The organism is Ktedonobacter racemifer DSM 44963 (genome assembly GCF_000178855.1).
GTDB lineage: Bacteria > Chloroflexota > Ktedonobacteria > Ktedonobacterales > Ktedonobacteraceae > Ktedonobacter > Ktedonobacter racemifer.
In genome coordinates, this window is sequence record NZ_ADVG01000004.1 from 2,449,763 (window position 1) to 2,466,653 (window position 16,891).

The window sequence follows — 16,891 nt, forward strand, 5'->3', positions numbered from 1 at the left end:
GCCATTGGGTGACCTGACCAGAGCCGAAAAAGATGAGTTAACAAACGTGAGTTTTGGATAAGCCAACCCGATCAAGCAGCCAGAAGCAAGCGTTGATCGAGATGAAGGCTGGGCTTTTTGGCTTGATGACTGTAAGCAAGAAGCCCAGCAATCAAATGAACGACAAAATTGGTCGGGCTACGATGGCGAGAGTGCTCAATCTGCGAGATATTTTTGAGCTGATCAATGATCGACTCAATAATCGCGCGTTTGCGCACCAAGAGTTTATCAGAAAGGTGCATCAGACGGTTTTTCATGTTTTTTCGCAAGCGAGTCATGAGCTGCAACCCTTGCTCAAAGAGCAACTGGGTCAAGGGAGCGGAAATATAGCCGCGATCCCCAATCAACTTGCCACGCAGACGTTGTACCATCTGAGGCACTGGAGCGCGATCATCGACATTCCCTGGTGTTAAGCAGCACGCGAGCAACTCTCCTTGATCGTTGACTGCCAGATGCAGCTTGAACCCAAAGAACCAGCCCATCGACGACTTTCCCCGCTTGGCATCGACGGCAAAGACGCGATGCTGGTGGATGCGTTTGGGATCACAGACTTCCAACGAGGTCGAGTCAATGAAGCTGATGCCCGTGCAGTTCCCATAGCGGCTCGTGCCGCGTAGGCGAGCAGGGGCACGAGCATGGTGGGAATGAGTGCGACAAAGCGGGTATAACTCACCAGATGAGGGAACTCACTGGTCAGGTACACCTGCACGTGCTGCGTGTAATACGCTTTGAACGTTCGATAGTGCGACTGATGAAAATGGATCAGAATGGTCATGATCTCGCTTGGCCACAACTGTCCTTGGCGTTGACGTTGTTTGCTTGCTGCGATCTGAGTGGCTTTGAGATTGGGGGCAAAGTTCAACAGAAAATCATCGACATCGCAAAACAATTCGAGTACACTCATTTCTAGATCCCTCCGATGGTGGATAGAAGCTTTTTGTTAGTGCTCCTATTCTAACCCACCGGAGGTGGATCTCCTTATCCAGAACTCACGTTAACAATGTCTCAGCACATTATCTGGCAGAAATGAATCAGCAAAAACCATCTCAAGGTCGCTCTCAAGCCAGTCGCTTCGTCAAAATGGCACTTAAGGGCCAAAAGACAAACAGAGAAGGCAATGAGACCACAATCAACGCAGATAAATGGACCTCTCTCTCGTGTTTCTGCTCCAATAAATGTAGGAAAACGTATGCGAGCATAGCTCTCCCACATCGTTCGTTGTTGCTGCTTCATCCGTAGGTGCCTCAATGTGACCAGCACATTTTTGGTCTTACCCCGCGTCCACAGCCAAGTTTGCGTCTTCGTCCGAGCCAGTACCGGAGACGGCTTGATCAATGAGCCCGATCAAGCGGAGGGCTTCCGCCAGGATATTGAGAGAGGCGTTATAATCTCTATCCTGCTCGAATTGAGCATACGCGCAGTGAGGGTTCTGACAGAGAAACACCCGATCTGAGAGTTGCATGTCTTCCCACTTCCAACCGCAACCGTGACAGGTTTTACTGGAAGCAAAGAAACGGTTGACCTTGATGACGTGCCCACCTCGTTGCTCCACCTTCGCCTTCAGCACGTTCAAGAGTTTGCCTAATGCCGCATCCGAGAACGAACGCGCGAGCTTGCGATTCTTGAGCAACCCGCTTCCGGTTGAGGTCTTCAATGCCAATGATCCCGTAGCAGTTCGCGAGCCGGGTGGTCAGCTTGTGGAGCACATCATCTCTCATGCAGGTGATTCGGTAGTGCAGGCGTGCAACCTGCCTGCGTGCTTTCTCCCGGTTTTTCGAGCCCAGGGTGCGGCGATGCAGCCGTTTGTTGGCCTGACGGAGCTTTTTGAGCGCCGTTTTGAGGAAGGCTTGGTTCTCGACTCCCTCTCCCGTACTCAAGGTTGCTAGTCGGTTCAGTCCGACATCGATGCCACAAGCAGCCGGTTTCTTCGCCGGGATCGCATCTGGAAGTTCGACTTGAATCGAGACAAACCACCAGTCTGCCGTTTTGGTAATGCGCGCACCTGTCACCTTCCCGCCCACAAAGCGCAAGTTCTCTGCCATATTCACCCAGCCGAGCTTGGGGATCCAGATCCGATGGTCCCCAAGCTCGAATTGATCGTTGGCCAGATAAAAGCCCCGTTTGCTTTTCTTCTTGCTCTTGAACGTGGGCCGACCGGTCTTTTTTCCCTGTTTCAAGCCGTCAAAATACGCGGCCCAGGCGTTTGCCAGATCGAGGAAGGGCTGATCGGAGGCATTCTTGGTGACCTCCCAGGTCCAGGGATACTGCGCTCTCCGGATCTCGTTAAACTGCTTCTTGAGCTTGAAGGCAGTCGGTTTTTCACCAGCCTCGTATTGGCGATTCCACTCAGCGAGTGCCCAGTTCCAAACGAAGCGCGAGGTTCCTGCAGCTTTGGCAAAATAGCCTTTCTGCTCTTCTGTTAGATGGAGACGTATCTTATGCGCTCGAATCATTGCCCACCGCTCCTGATAGACGTCAAAGCCCCTTATCTCTTCCAGTATAGAACATTTTTTCACATCTGTCTATGAGAATGTCCTTTCTGGGCATATTGCCACGCTTTGCCTCCATTCTCCTCTCTTTTTGAGAACCGTTGAAAACTCTTTTATAAGACCTTGATACTCTTTACCGCGCCATTCAGTCTCGTGCTATGATGGAGAAGAGGAAGCATGATGGATGATGAGCAAATTCTCTCTCTTGCGATGAAGCGAGCTGAGCAGCAAATTCCACACACTATAGCGAAGAGCGCTGTCATCAACAGCGAAGATGAATGGGGAGGCTACTACGTCGAGGTAGAGCTAGTGGTAAATTGGGTGAAACTTCAACCGATTTTGAGGTACCATGTAGGAAATCGGCGCGAAACATGGGAATCATCCATGATACGTGTGGGAACTTGGCTCTAGAAGCGGCCTCTGATGCCCAATAGTTGTAAATTCAATCTAACCAGCAGGCTCAGAGGTCTTACAAAGGTCGCCGATCCGGTTCGTGACCCAAAGCGGTCATTAATATATCCCATTTGTCCAACGGCACAGTAGCATCTAATGCTATTCGTTCAACTTCATAGCGTATTGAACGCCAGGAATCACCGTAGAATTCCGTAGCCTTTTGCTTTACCTATCGTACTTGCGGTTGCCAGTGTGCCTCCTCGCGTGCATGCTCTTGATCAGCGCGTCGAGCGGGTGACTGATCGTGTCGCGAAGGCGGCGATAGAAGTGCGAGTTCGTACAGTGCAGATACCAACTATCGTGAAGACGTTTCTGTTGCCGGGACTGGTGACGCGCCAGGCCCGCCTGACAGAGGGCAAGCGTGCTCTGAATACAAGAGCCCTGGCTATCGTAAACTGATGGAAGAGGTGGTACTGGAGGAACCGGTTAAGGAGGAGGTCGGCGAGGGCTATGCTCATGCTGTCGCCGCAACACAACTAAAAAATGTCCCAACTCGTTGAATATGTACGTATGTTCGGGCGTTTTCAGCGCAACGCCCGCCTGTATCTTATCAACTCGGCGTTGAGTGGTGTCTCGCTTGGCATTATTCTGATATTGTATAATCTCTATCTCATATCGCTGGGCTACGATACCGATTTTATTGGCCTTGTTCTGTTTGTAGCAACAATCAGTGCAGCTATCACTATCTTCCCTGCCGGTCTGTGTATTGACCGTTTTGGTGGGAAGATGGTGTTGATCTGGGCGAGTGTTGCTGGTGCGATCGCAGGTGTAGGCCAGATTCTTTTTCATCAGCCTGTACCACTGTTAGCAAGCAGCATTATTGCAGGTGTTGTGGGCGCTTTCTTCGTTGTAATAAACGCGCCGTTTCTGACGGCCAACAGTGCTCCAGCCGAACGTCCTCATCTCTTCAGCCTGAATATTGTGTTGTTGCTGGCAACGGCAGTAGTAGGGCAACTGTTGGGGGGAGTATTACCACTCTGGTTCCGTGCGATCTCCTGGCTGATGGCGCCTCTTCCCCCCGGGCTGGAGTGGATACTGGTACATCAAGTAGAGGCACGCTCCTACCAGCTACCTTTGCTATTTGCCGGTATCATCGCTTTACCAAGCTTTATCCCTCTCCTGCTCATGAGCGATGACCGACCTGCTTACTCTGCTGAGAGGGCAAGCCGACAGGATACAATCCCCTGGCGACAGCAGATCGGCTTGCTTGTGCAGCGAATACGACTACGTACCATACTTGTCAGCCCCATTTTTGTTTTGACGCTTGTACAGGTATTGATCGGCCTAGGTGCAGGTTTATTGCTCCCGTATCTCAATGTCTATTTTGTCTACCAGCTAGGGGTTTCCTCTGCATTGTTTGGTCTGCTCGACGGCGGTGCGAATATGATCAGTGCTTTGCTCTCTCTGATTGCTCCCTGGCTAGCCATACGCATAGGCAAGATCAATACCATTACTTTGACGCGGCTCATCAGCATCCCTCTCTTGTTTACTATTGGTATCACTCCTTTCCTGCCCCTGGCGGCGGCGCTCTTTCTCTTCAGAAGGGGTGCAATGAATATGTCTGCGGGCATTTTTCAGGTCTTCTCGATGGAGGCGGTTCCCAGAGAGCATCGGGGCCTGGCAAATAGCACGTATCAGGCATCTTACCAGGTGGCCTGGGCTGTGTCGGCTCCCGTGGGCGGCCTGATCATTGCTCGCGTCGGCTACCTTCCTGTATTTATCGGTGCAGCAATCCTCTATCTGCTGGCGACAGTCATCCTGTGGGGGTGCTTTAGAGGGCGTGAAGCAACACTGACGGAAGAGGCAGAGCGACAAGATATGGCAGAGTGACGTTTCTCAGAATATTTGGCTCTTACACAATGTAGGTGAAGGATGAGCTTATTCGTTTGTTATGCAGGGAGAGTGCAGATGACAGTGCAACTTTGCAGCTTTGCAATGAAGGATTATGATGAGGTGATTGCGTTGTGAAGAGAGACTGGGATTCACATTGGGCCAAGTGATAGCCTGGAGGGCATACAACGCAAGCTGTAACGTGATCCCGACCTCTTTCTCGTGGCTTACGATGGAGAGCGCGTGGTAGGTGTTGCTATCGGTTCATATGATGGACGCCGTGAGTGGGTGAGTCATCTGGCTGTTGATCCGTCCTGCCAGGGAACGGGCATAGGTGTGGCCCTTGTAACTGAAATAGAGACGCGCTTGCGTAAGCTTGGCTGCGTCAAAGTAAACCTGATGCTTGAACCTTCGAATGCGCGTGTGCTGGGTTTTTACGAGAAACTGGGCTTTGAGCAAAGCGAAGTGATCTTTATGCAAAAATGGATCAGTTAAAATATTTTGATGCATATTTTCTTAGAAGCGAAAATTCAGTTATGATTCAGCATCTTCTCATTCCTGAGTCTTATAATAGGGGTTCATAATATATGTACGTTCTTAGGCCGGATTTTCTCATCAGTATGGGATAACTGGTGTTCCCTATAAAATAAAGGAGCTTGCTATGTTTACCGCTCTTGTGCTCCTGTTTATTGTCATTATGCTAGTGGTGATCTTCGCGCGCGTGCTATCCCAGCGCCCTTCCCAGCGCTATCCCGATTATCCAGATGCGCAACAGATGCCGCCGCAGATGATGCAGGCAACGCAGAATTATAATGATCCCTATAGTGATACAGGCTACTACCAGCCAGGCTCAAGCGAACAGAGCTACGCGGCTCCCCCGCCCAAAGAGGCAGATGCTTACGAACAGGGATATACTGGCTATGCCTCGCGCTCGGAGCCGGGTGCGACCCCGCGCGCTGATGAGAGTGATACAGGATATGAGGAGCGCACGAGCTCAGCCCAGTCCACGAACTACGATCCGAGCTACTATCGCCCAGGCTCTAGTAATACTGAGCGTCGGCCAGAGCACAATCCCGAGTATGGCCAGCGGTACGATGAGCCAGCGCAGGCAGCGCAGTGCTATGAGCAGCAAGCGTATGGTCCCTACCAGCAGGGTGCGCCATTTTATCCACAACAACGGCCCTATGGGCCACAATATCCGCCATCGTATCAACAGCCATATGGTCCCCAGGATCCACAGGCTTATCAGCAGCTATATTATGGCCCTTATCCAGGTCCCTATCCGCCTCAGCAGCGTAGTGGTATGAATCCCTGGGTTGCGGGAGGATTGGGCGCGCTGATGGGTTATGGCCTGGGTAACACATTGGGACAACAGCAGGGGCATGATGAGGGATCTACGGGAGGTGATATGGGCGTTGGAGGTGATTTTGGTGGAGGGGACTTTTAGCGCGTATGTTACATAATGTAATTGAATGGCTTAAATTGTACTACGATCAGTATGGATATCTGATTGTCTTCTTGAGTACGCTCTCGGAAAATACGGCTCTGCTTGGCCTGGTGTTGCCAGGCAATTCGCTCGCGCTGCTTGGTGCTTTCTACGCGCGCATCGGAACTCTGAATCTTGGCCTGGTCATCTTCTTCGCGACTATGGGCACGATAGCTGATTACCACGTTGACTATCTGCTAGGTCGCTTCGCGTTGAAAGGCCCCTGTATCGTTTTGGGAATAGCGCCCTGGGGCGTTGTCTGCGCTTTGCTGCTCGTTTGCGCCTCGCTCGTCTTATGCTATACAAGCATGGTGGTAAGGCTATTCTGATCTCGCATACCGTGGGGCATATGCGTTCTTTTGTCGCGATCAGCGCGGGCCTGACACATATGCGCTACCCACGTTTCCTCTGCTTTGAGATCCTGGCCGCGCTCCTCTGGAACACGCTTTATAGCCTGATTGGCTATTATGTCGCAGCCGAGCTTGATGTGCTGGAGTCGATCTTTCGGCGTATGGGTATTGTTAGTGTCGTCCTACTGGTTGTGCTGTTCATCGTCTGGCGTTTGTGGAGACGCCGCCTATGCTGGCGGCGTCTCCACAAACGCCGCCTATCCCGCCTCGCGCATTTGCGCACTGGTTGATTGCTTTGCCAGGATGTTCAAGCTATATTGTGCCTTGTTACACGGTTCTACAAGACACATTGTCAGAATTACCATAAATTGGCTTATACGCATTTTTGCTGATTCGACAGGTTCCTTCACCCATTTTTAATAGCCTTTGATGAAGGATTGCTCTCTACTGAGGGCGTTAATGATGATGATGGAAGGAGTCCGCCCTCATGAAGAACGCTTTATTGCTCCCTGATCCAGATGTATTGGTCCTGCTTGACATTGAAATCGAGACATCCAGCCAAACGATTACTGCCCGAGCTCAAACGTCATCCTCACAAGCCAGATGCCCTCTGTGCCAACATTTCTCGCATCGAGTCCAATCACATTACTCCCGTATGTTTGCTGATCTTCCCTGCTCTGGGCACCAGGTTCGCTGGCTCATCCAAGTTCGTCGCCTTTGGTGCGACAATGGAATGTGCGAACTCAAGATTTTTACCGGGAGGCTTCCTACCTGCGCTCCGGCATACGCTCGTCGAACTGTCCAACAAGCTACGACATTATGTGAAGTTGCCTTTGTCCTCGGGGGAAGGCTGGTGAACGAATGGTTGTGTTGCAAAAAAGGACGCCGATCTGGTACAGTGAAGGAAAATGAGCGAAAGAGATCCCCTTATGGCAGAGCAACACCCCTTCAAATGGCGTCACTTCCAACCCGACATCATCCTCTTGTGCGTGAGGTGGTATCTCCGTTATGCGTTGAGCTACCGCGATCTTGAGGAAATGATGGTGGAGCGAGGACTCTCTGTCGACCATACCACCATCTACCGTTGGGTTCAGCTCTACGCCCCTGCATTGGAAAAGCGCTGCCGTCCTCATCTCAAGACGACCACTCATTCGTGGCGGGTGGCTGAAACCTAAGTAAAGGTGCGCCGCTTCGGCGCTTGTGATGATTCCATCTCGAGGATGGCAAGGTTGAAAGCAGATGACCTTGAGGACGACTGGCCGACCTGGCGTCGAAAGACAAAGGGGAAAGTAGCATGCTTGTAAAGCGGCGGAACACGAAGATAGGTAGTGTAGTGCGCCGCAAGTCCTGTCCGCATGGTGAAGCTTGAATGAGTTGAACCCAAGTTCCCAACGATGTGTAGGTCATCCATCGCAGCCTATCTGAAGCGATGACACTGGAATACCTCTCAGACTTTCACGGAGAGGGAACGCTTTCTCCAGTGAGTGACCAGTAGTGAACTGGTTGAAGGGGACGAAATGGGCACCTAAACGGACTGAACGTCTCACAGGCGCAAATGCGGGATCGCCTAAGGGATGAGAATCCGATGGCGACGGAGTTGCCATAGTAGTGCGCCTTTGTGCCACAAATGTCTCCCTTACCCGTCGGGGTAAGCTCACTAGAGCAAGGTGAGTAACACAGCGACTTACCCGTTCTCATAGAGAGCGGGGACACCTTCACCCGAAAGGCGTGGGGGGAAAATAGCATGTCGTGTCAAAGGTGAGTGAAGCTCCAGTCCCAGGAGCCAGAGGCTCATCAGTGAAGCTGTATAGGGTGAAGTCTTGATTGGCTGAATTCAAGTCACGGCGGAAATGGAGCAGCCCACAGGAGAAGGGACTATCGCCTGTGTCCAACGTGTAGGGGAACGGTACTACTTTCCCTACAAGCTCTCGTTGGAGCCAGCCCTCACGGAGAGGGAAATGACGAAATGGGCACCTACGTACAGACTGAGACATTTGATGGAACTAAGGGATCGCCTAAACCCCGTAAGGGGCATGGTGACGGAGCGACCATACGAGTTGGGTATGTACCCAGCAAAGGGTTGCAGGAGGCCACACTCAAAAATGGTGGTTGACACGGATGTGTCAGAAGACCACTGTGGGAGTGGTGTTGAAAAGACACTGGCCTCTGGAGAGCTTCATGCATCGAAAGGGTGCACGTGGAGTTCGGAGGGGAGGGGTTGATGCTCCCGAGCAATCGGGACTTGGCCTCTTACCCTACGTGCGCCCATGTGGCACAAGAATCTCTCTCACCCGTCGGGGTGGGTCCACTGAAGCAGTGTGGATAAACCAGCAACTTACTTTCGCTCGAAAGAGTCGAGGGGACCGTAGCATGTTGTATCAAAGGCGAGTGAAGTCCTAGTACCAGGGGCCAGAGGCTCGTCAGGTAAGTCGTGTATGGTGAAGACTGATTGTCTGAAGCCCAGTCAAGGCGGAACCGGGGCAGCCCACAGGAAACGGTACTAGCGCCTGTGTTCGACGTTGCCGGGAACGGTACTACTTCCCGACAAAGCTTCCGTCGGAGCCTACCCGTAAGGAACGGGAAAAGACGTAAAGGACACCTGGAGCACGAACTGAGATTCTTGGAGGCAACTTGGGGTTGCCCTAACCACCGCGAGGTGTATGGGTACAGAGGGACCGAAGTAGTCGCGGAAGTCACGCCCCGCCGGGGCCTGTGAGAAAGACACAGACAGGGCGAAGGGTCCCAGGAACTCGTCTCAGCGGCAGAGGTTGGCCTGGATGGGCCACACGATCTTTGCGCAACGAGGCAAAGGGTTCTGGAGAGCTACAGTGCCATGAAAGTGGCCCGCTGGGTTCGGGAAGAGACCGTTGGAAAAGGGCTGAGTCCAGGAAACCACCTGAAACATCAGGCAGGTCAGGACAGCATCAGTACCTCGCTGGCGGTCTACTTCATGCCAAATGCCCAGGGGAATTCCTGGGACACGACGAAGGGGAATAGGGAGTATCGTCGGGAACCGGGAAAGGGACGCGTAATGCGGAGAGCCAACTCGGAAGAACGGCGAGAAACTGGAGAGCCGTGTGCTGAGGAAACCTGCAAGCACGGTTCGGGGGAGGGCCGATGGAAAAGGGCTGGCCCAGACACCACCAGATGTATTCTGGCAGGTCAAAGCGATGACAGTACCTCGCCAGCGGCCTATCCTACGTCAAAGGAGCGTGGATGTATCTCTACCGGGCGGTGGACTCCCAGGGAGCACCCTGGAGTTTCTTTTGAGTTTATCGCGAGATACCGAGGTCGCTAAACGCTTTTTCGTCAAAGCGTTGACTCGACGGTCGGTTCCGCTCCTCACGCTTGTCTGATCGAAGAGACGGTGCCCCAATCCAAAATGGGAGCTGACGCTCCCACCACTCAGTCAGTTCCTCGGGTGATCACTGTCGATAAGAATGCGGCCTATCCCAAAGCCATTGCTCACCTGAAAGCTGCCGGAATACTTCCCGCATCGGTCGAACTGAGGCAGGTGAAATATCTCAACAATCTAATCGAGCAAGACCACCGGTTCATCAAACGGCTGACTGAGCCTGGGATGGGCTTTTTCTCGTTCGAGACGGCCTGGCGAACACTGCAAGGATACGAGATGATGAACATGATGCGGAAAGGGCAAGTCAGAGGGGTGAGCACAGGAGACATCCGCAGGCAGATCACCTTCATCGCCCACCTGTTTGGAGTGGCTGCCTATTTTACCTGCAACCGATTGCGAACGACCGACGCAATAACTGCCACGAGCAGGACTGCCACAATCACAACTAGCGGGAACCAGGTGGGGACGTGAAGATCGTGGAAGATAAGTGGCAGGAGCATCTTTATGCCAACGAATGACAGAATAACTGCCAGGGCAAAACGCAGATAGTAGAACTTATCCACAAGGTTTGCGAGGACGAAGTACAAGGACCGCAGGCCGAGAATTGCAAACACATTCGAGGTATAGACGATGAAAGGGTCCTGCGTGATCGCAAAAACGGCGGGGATTGAGTCAACGGCGAAAATGAGATCGGTTGTCTCTACGACAATCAGCACCAGTAAGAGTGGGGTTGCATATAACGTGCCATTGCGACGGATCAAAAACTCTTTCCCCTCGTGATCCGACGCGATTGGGAAGATGCGGCGGGCTAATCGTAGCACAGGATTTTTCTCTGGCTCGATATCACTTTCGTCATAAAAGGCCATGCGAATGCCTGTGTAGATCAGAAAAGCTCCGAAGATATAGAGAATCCAGTGGAACCTTTCTAGCAGAAATGCACCTGCAGCGATCATTGTACCACGCATGATCAGTGCTCCCATAATTCCCCAGAAAAGCACACGGTGCTGGTAAATCCGCGGAACCACGAAGTAGGAGAAGATCAGCACAAAGACAAAAATATTGTCGGTGCTGAGCGATTGTTCAATTAAGTAACCAGCCAGAAATTCTAGTGCCTTGTTTGTGCCCAGAAAGAAATAGACGCCAACATTGAAGATAAGGGCAAGCAAAACCCAGACCACGACCCAGATAAGCGCTTCTTTAATGGAAGGGATGTGCTCTTTGCGATTGAATATCCCCAGATCTAGCGCCAGCATCGCCAGGACAAAAACGTTGAAGCCTATCCAAAACCAGATTGATATCGTCACGCCCCTCTCCTCTCCAAACCTGATATCGTCACGTCCCTCTCCTCTCCAAACCTGATGTCTTATGCGAGAATGATTATCTATGTCGTGGTGAAATCCAACCGCTAAACAAGGCTGAATACCAGTATACAATCTGAAAGAGTGGGCATGCCGAAAGGAGCATACCGTGGAGTATGTAAAGACAACACAGGAATCGGATGTTCCTCCAAGATCGCGCAGGATCCGGAGGTACAAACGAAGTGATAAGGCGTCGCAGATTTACACTTTTTGCAACACAGCCTGTGGGACTGCTCTCCTCCACTCTCTTCTCAGATTCCTGAGGCTGAGCACCGTGGGATGGTGACGAAAAACGCGTTTTCTTTGTGATAATGATTCTTGTGCTGTAATTACCTGAACCATGTTCTCAGCTCAAAATTTTTTGCCACATTACCCTTGATCTTGTCCAGGAGTAAGTTAGCTCTGCCCTAGTCATGTCCCGTATAGCCGCACACGCCGACGCGCAGTGAGTTCACTACCGGTAGCAGTATGCCTTCTCCACATTCATGCTTTTCGGCGCATTCCTCACAGAGCCAACCTACTTCGTCGTAGATACATTCAGTGCCATACCTGCACGGCCTCTTTCCCACACACACTACAAGGAATGTGAGGTGGCTCATTTCTGGCTAAGAGCTGAATGGTCTTTTGTGTTGTCCTGGTTTCATATTCCGCTAGCACTTTTAAGCGTGCGGCCGAAGGCCGCCAACCCGCATCACACTCCCTACCCAGGCGAGCGCCACAGGTGCGAGAAGTCATGCCAACAGGGTGCCCTAGGCGGGGCACTTGCCGTTGTCACACCACCACTGTGCCACGCCAACGGTCTCGGAGTTGCCGAAGGGTCCCGGCTTATAGTTGTGTGTGCCCTTCTTATGAATCGCAAGATCGATCAGGTTGTAGAGGCCGATAAACGGTAACTTGTCCAGCATGGTCTGGTGAATCTGGTTAAAGACCTGCTGGCGCTGTGTGGGATCGGATATGGCCTGCTCTTTCTGGAAGAGTTGATCAAGGCTTGGATCGCAGAAGAAGTTCAGATTCTGCCCATGCGGTGGAATCTGATTACAGGCGAAAGAGGCGGCGTCATCGGGATCATAGGTATAGGAGCTGGCCCACTCCGCCAGGTCGTACTTTCCAGGCTGCCCACCATTGAGGAAGGGACCAAAGAAGGTACTACCGGGATAGTTGGTGATGTTCAGCTTGATACCAATCTTGGCGAAATCGGCCTGGATCAAGGCCTGGTCTTTCTCGCGCCAACGGTTGTTGGCCGTGGTCGAATACTGGAACTCCAGCCGTTGCCCACCTTTCTGACGTACGTTATCGCTGCCTAGCTTCCAGCCGGCATCATCGAGTACTTTGTTGGCGCCCGTGATATCAAATGGAGGGCACTGTAAGTCTTGCTGGTAGCCAGGATGATAGGCGGGACCATGATCGGTACACAGGGGAATGGCCTGTCCCAGGAGTGCTACCTTCTGTAATTGCTCGCGGTCAATAGCCATCGCCATCGCTTTACGTACATTAAGATCTTTGAAGATAGGATTATTAGAGTTAATGTGCAGGCCCTCATAGCTCGCAGAGGGGTTGGTCACGACCTCGTAGTTTGAAAGGGCCTTATAGGATGGTGTCTTGGTCACGTCCAGGAACCAGGCCGAGTCAGCGGTGCCGGACTGGAGATCCTTCAGGATGGTATCCTGGCTGGGAACGGCGCGGAAGACGATCTTATCCAGATAGGGTAGCCCCTGGGAGGCCAGGTAGTAATTGTCGTTACGTACAACGGTGTAGTGGTCACCAGGCTTGTTCTCCTTCATCTTGAAGGGGCCGCTGGTCACCTGGGGATTGAGTCCCTCAGTCTTCTTAATATCCCCAGGGTTCATGTTCTCGAAATGATGCTTGGGTAGGGGCGCGAGAGAGCCATCGGTCCAGGACGCGATAAAGGGGGCGAAGGGCTTTGAGAGGTGAAACGTGATCGAGAGCTTATCGGAAGAGACCTCTGCGGACTCGATCAGGCGGATGGCGACGGTGCTGGCAGCCGCAAAGCTTGGATTGCTCCAGGTCTTCCAGCTAAAATACACATCGTCGGCGTTTAGTGGTTGTCCATCGGACCATTTCAAGCCAGGCTTGAGGGTGAACTTCCAGGTTTTGAGGTCAGAGCTGATGCCGCCGTTCTGCTGCGTCGGCAGGACAGTGGCGAGCGCGGGATGAATCTGCCCTGAAGCATCACCTTCGAAGAGCGCGGAGTAGAGGGTTCCATTCACTATGGTCGCGAACGTCTGCACTGACGCGTTAGGAATGAGTGCGTCTGGTTCGTTGAACAAATCGTCGACCCAGATACCACCACGCTGGGGTTTACTACTATTGCTGGTAGTTGGCGTCCCCTGAGGGGCGCAGGCGCTGGCGAAGGGTATCAGCACCAAGGAGAGCGCGACAAGTATCGTCAGGAAGCGTGAACCAGGTCGTTTGACCATTTGATCCTCCTTGCAGATAAAGGCGAACAGGCAGTGCGTTGAGCCTGGCTGCATAGGCTTGTTCCCTTGTGCTTATGTTTACGCTACCTCTTCAACAGTTTGAAAATGCGTTTCCTTTGCCGCTGGCTTGCTTGGTGATACATATGTATCTTAACATACAAACGAGCCTTTATTGAAGTCTAATGGGTCAACTCGCAATTGAACACCAGGAGGGAAGCGGAGGTGATAGAATAGGGGGAGAAAGAAGGAATACGTCAATGGCTCACTTCCAGAAACATCCCCTGCGTGCTTTCAGCAAACAAGAAGAGCAAGAGTTGCAGCGCATCGTCAAGGCCAGCAGTGAACGGATAGACGTGGCGCGGCGAGCCAAAGCGCTGCAGGCAGTAGCGGCCTCGCAGTCTTTTCCGCAGGCAGCATTGGTGGCAGGCTTTAGAGAGGCACGCAGTGTGCGCGAGTTGGTCAAGCGCTTCAATGAGCACGGTTTGGCCGCGCTTTCGATTGCTGCTGGCCGTGGGCGCAAGCCGACCTACACGAGCGCGCAGCAGGCGCGTATTCTGCAAGAAGTACAGAAGACCCCAGATCGCCAGACCGATCAGACTGCTACCTGGTCACTCGCCTTACTGCGCAAGGCACTGCAAGCCTCGGATCTGCCTCACATCGCCAACGAAACCATTCGTCAGGTGCTGCATGGGTCAGGCTACAGCTATCAGCGAACACGCACTTGGTGCCGCACCGGCTACGCGCCGCGCAAACGCAAAGGCGGCACGGTGACGACCTATGACGAGCAAACACTGGAAAAAAAGACTGATCGAGTTGGCGTGCGAGCACGCAGAAGCTGCCGGGATCGTGCAACTCAATGAAGATGAAGCTGGACCGTATCAGGCCATCCCACAGCCTGGCGCGTCGTGGCAACCAGAGGACCATCCCCTGTTGCACCCCCACGAGTACGAGCGCGGGGGCACCGCCAAACTGCTGACCCTCTTTCGTCCGACCACGGGTCTCTTGCGCGCCAAAGGTGTCGTCTCGGCAACCAATGCCGTCTTGCATCCCTGGCTGAAAGAGCAACTCTCGGAGGTGTTGGACGAATTGGAGAAAAAGCAGCCAGCAGAGACCTTGCCGCCAGAAGCAGAGCGGGCGCACTATGCGCAGTGGAAAACGTGGTTGACTCAACACTCTTGTGAGGAGAGCACTGATAAATCTCATCTTCTTCTGTTTTCTACACGCTCTTTCGTGCATACGCAAGATTCGTTGCCGCAAAAAAGCCTCGCTTTCCGCTACACCCCTGACTGCGCTACAGAGGAAACGCTCCTCAACGTTTCCTCCCCGAGGCAGCAGGCTGCGTGAGCGGAGTCCTGGATGTGGAGGAAAGGGATACGAACCTTGTCCCTCTGATCGTTGAGCTGCTCCTCTGTGCATCGCATGTGCATCGCGTCTTCGTTTCAGCACAGGTGCTCAACACGCACCCTGGAAACAAGAGCTCACGAGGTGAGAGTGGACTCGGACGCAGGTGCTTTTCATTCCCGCTTACGTTGCCCCTCATACAGTTCATGATGTTGCTGTGGGTTGACAAATGCCTCAACGAGATTGAGAGGCAGTGGAAACACCACCGTCGAGTTATTCTCCACGGCGATATCAGCGAGTGTCTGCAGGTAGCGCAAGTGCAAAGCACTTGGGTGCGTGCTGAGGACTCCTGCAGCCTGGGCCAGTTGGGTTGCCGCCTGCAATTCCCCTTCCGCATGAATGATCTTCGCACGCTTTTCTCGCTCGGCTTCTGCCTGTTTGGCCATGGCTCGTTGCATGTTGGCAGGCAGTTCAATATCCTTTGTTTCCACCACCGTCACTTTGACTCCCCAGTGCTCCGTACGTTCGTCAATGATTTCCTGTAATGTTTGATTGATCCGTTGTCGCTGTGCCAGGATCTCATCGAGATCAGACTGCCCCAGGACATTACGGAGCGTCGTTTGTCCAATCTGGGTCGTGGCTTGCAGAAAGTTTTCTACGTTCACGACAGCAGCCGTTGGATCAATGACATAAAAGTAGATGACAGCCGTGACGCGAATGGTGATATTATCACGGGTAATGACCTCCTGGGGAGGCACGTTCAGCGTGACAATGCGTAAGTCCACCTTGACCATACGCGAGATCAAGGGCGCAATCCAGAACAGTCCAGGGCCTTTCGCTCCAGTGAGTCGTCCCAGAACAAAAATCACGCCGCGCTCGTATTGCTGCACCACACGTAGGCCTGAGAGTCCAATCAGCACAAGTACGAGCAGCACAAAGGCAAGCAAGACCATCACGTCCCTCCTTCTACCGTGCGAGAAGACGCTTCGAGAGAAGCATGCGCTTCCCCTCTCCAGCGAATGAAGACAATGGACAATTCATAGAGCTCCGACATGGTCACCCCCCAGGATGACAGGGTTCCAGACTTCTGATCCTGGCATGAGAAACGTCGCGTTTCCCCAGAGCAGTATATGCATCACCCTCCGTTTGCGTTGAAGCGCCATTGGCGTCACCACACCAATCTGCGCCAAAAACATCAGTATCAGGGGAATCTCAAAAGCCAGGCAGAATGTGAGCAGAAACATGGTGATACAACCAACGTAACTATGCGCCGTAAGAAGACTGGTAACGCTCTCTGATGCAAAGGCCGCGAAGAAGCACAAAACACCAAGACAAAGGCAAACGCGCGGCATTTGCGAGATCTTTGTTGAAGACAGATCACTGTAATGCATGTCCAGGTCTGGTAGAGCACCACTGGAAGAGCGAAGAGGAAGCCTACTGCCAGTGAGCGTGTGAACACGACCAGCAATCCTTCCGTGCTGCCTGTGACAACCAGCGAACGAGGTGCCAGTGTGAACCCTTTCATGTATTGCGAGAAGGGCCACGTCAACAAATGGACAATCTGGGCACGGAAGAGAAAGGCGATCAAGGCACCTATACCAATGGCCACGAGTGACTTCAGGATACCCCAACGTCGCTCCTCTAAGATGGAGACCAGTGATTGTGGGGGAAATGTTCGCCCTCCCCTTGCTGCTGTGTGTTGTTTCTGGATCTGTCATGTGACCATTTCAACTAACGCAACAGTCTGTTTGC

11 protein-coding genes and 6 pseudogenes are annotated in these 16,891 nt (G+C 52.6%); 11 read left to right on the forward strand and 6 right to left on the reverse strand.

Going from position 1 to position 16,891, the window contains the following annotated elements; genetic code table 11:
- Positions 1-71: 71 nt before the first annotated feature.
- Positions 72-943, reverse strand: a pseudogene (locus KRAC_RS52555) (IS982 family transposase).
- Positions 944-1,309: 366 nt separating this feature from the next.
- Positions 1,310-2,492: pseudogene (locus KRAC_RS52560) on the reverse strand (RNA-guided endonuclease InsQ/TnpB family protein).
- Between the two features lie 213 nt (positions 2,493-2,705).
- Between KRAC_RS52560 and KRAC_RS52565 the strand changes: the two are divergent.
- The 9 genes and pseudogenes from KRAC_RS52565 to KRAC_RS68200 all read left to right on the forward strand — a co-directional run.
- Positions 2,706-2,939, forward strand: coding sequence for a hypothetical protein (locus KRAC_RS52565; protein ID WP_007921248.1), 234 nt, complete (start codon positions 2,706-2,708; stop codon positions 2,937-2,939).
- Between the two features lie 246 nt (positions 2,940-3,185).
- Entirely contained in the window at positions 3,186-3,380 is a 195-nt protein-coding gene (locus tag KRAC_RS73105) for a hypothetical protein (protein ID WP_040447565.1), read from the forward strand.
- Between the two features lie 111 nt (positions 3,381-3,491).
- Entirely contained in the window at positions 3,492-4,811 is a 1,320-nt protein-coding gene (locus KRAC_RS52575) for an MFS transporter (RefSeq protein WP_040447566.1), read from the forward strand.
- Between the two features lie 216 nt (positions 4,812-5,027).
- Positions 5,028-5,306 (forward strand): annotated as a pseudogene (locus KRAC_RS75030) (GNAT family N-acetyltransferase); the annotation flags it as partial.
- A 166-nt stretch (positions 5,307-5,472) separates the two neighbouring features.
- On the forward strand, positions 5,473-6,258 hold the full coding sequence (locus KRAC_RS52585) for a chromosomal replication initiator protein DnaA (protein WP_007921250.1): 786 nt from the start codon (positions 5,473-5,475) through the stop codon (positions 6,256-6,258).
- Positions 6,259-6,263: 5 nt separating this feature from the next.
- Complete coding sequence (locus tag KRAC_RS52590; RefSeq protein WP_040447567.1) at positions 6,264-6,626, forward strand: SNARE-associated domain-containing protein; 363 nt, start codon at positions 6,264-6,266, stop codon at positions 6,624-6,626.
- A 20-nt stretch (positions 6,627-6,646) separates the two neighbouring features.
- Positions 6,647-6,937, forward strand: a complete 291-nt coding sequence (locus KRAC_RS52595; protein ID WP_040447568.1) for a DedA family protein — start codon at positions 6,647-6,649, stop codon at positions 6,935-6,937.
- Between the two features lie 639 nt (positions 6,938-7,576).
- Positions 7,577-7,819, forward strand: a pseudogene (locus KRAC_RS52600) (IS6 family transposase); the annotation flags it as partial.
- Positions 7,820-9,848: 2,029 nt separating this feature from the next.
- Positions 9,849-10,377, forward strand: a pseudogene (locus KRAC_RS68200) (IS6 family transposase); the annotation flags it as partial.
- Here the strand turns inward: KRAC_RS68200 and KRAC_RS52605 are convergent.
- Positions 10,377-11,306, reverse strand: coding sequence for a TerC family protein (locus KRAC_RS52605; protein ID WP_007921253.1), 930 nt, complete (start codon positions 11,304-11,306; stop codon positions 10,377-10,379). The pseudogene KRAC_RS68200 and the gene KRAC_RS52605 sit on opposite strands and share 1 nt — an antisense overlap.
- An 803-nt stretch (positions 11,307-12,109) precedes the next feature.
- Positions 12,110-13,798 carry an ABC transporter substrate-binding protein gene (locus KRAC_RS52610; RefSeq protein WP_007921254.1) on the reverse strand — a complete coding sequence of 563 codons (1,689 nt, stop codon included), beginning with the start codon at positions 13,796-13,798 and terminating at the stop codon, positions 12,110-12,112.
- Between the two features lie 257 nt (positions 13,799-14,055).
- Here KRAC_RS52610 and KRAC_RS52615 point away from each other — a divergent pair, with 257 nt between their 5' ends.
- On the forward strand, positions 14,056-14,658 hold the full coding sequence (locus tag KRAC_RS52615; RefSeq protein ID WP_007921256.1) for a helix-turn-helix domain-containing protein: 603 nt from the start codon (positions 14,056-14,058) through the stop codon (positions 14,656-14,658).
- Positions 14,645-15,142 carry a hypothetical protein gene (locus tag KRAC_RS70435; RefSeq protein ID WP_007921259.1) on the forward strand — a complete coding sequence of 166 codons (498 nt, stop codon included), beginning with the start codon at positions 14,645-14,647 and terminating at the stop codon, positions 15,140-15,142. The genes KRAC_RS52615 and KRAC_RS70435 overlap by 14 nt, the downstream gene beginning before the upstream one ends.
- Before the next feature lie 170 nt (positions 15,143-15,312).
- Here KRAC_RS70435 and KRAC_RS52625 read toward each other — a convergent pair whose 3' ends face one another.
- A complete protein-coding gene (locus tag KRAC_RS52625; protein ID WP_007921261.1) occupies positions 15,313-16,092 on the reverse strand; it encodes a slipin family protein in 780 nt (259 codons plus the stop codon).
- Between the two features lie 84 nt (positions 16,093-16,176).
- Positions 16,177-16,850, reverse strand: a pseudogene (locus tag KRAC_RS80480) (twin-arginine translocase subunit TatC).
- Positions 16,851-16,891 lie beyond the last annotated feature (41 nt).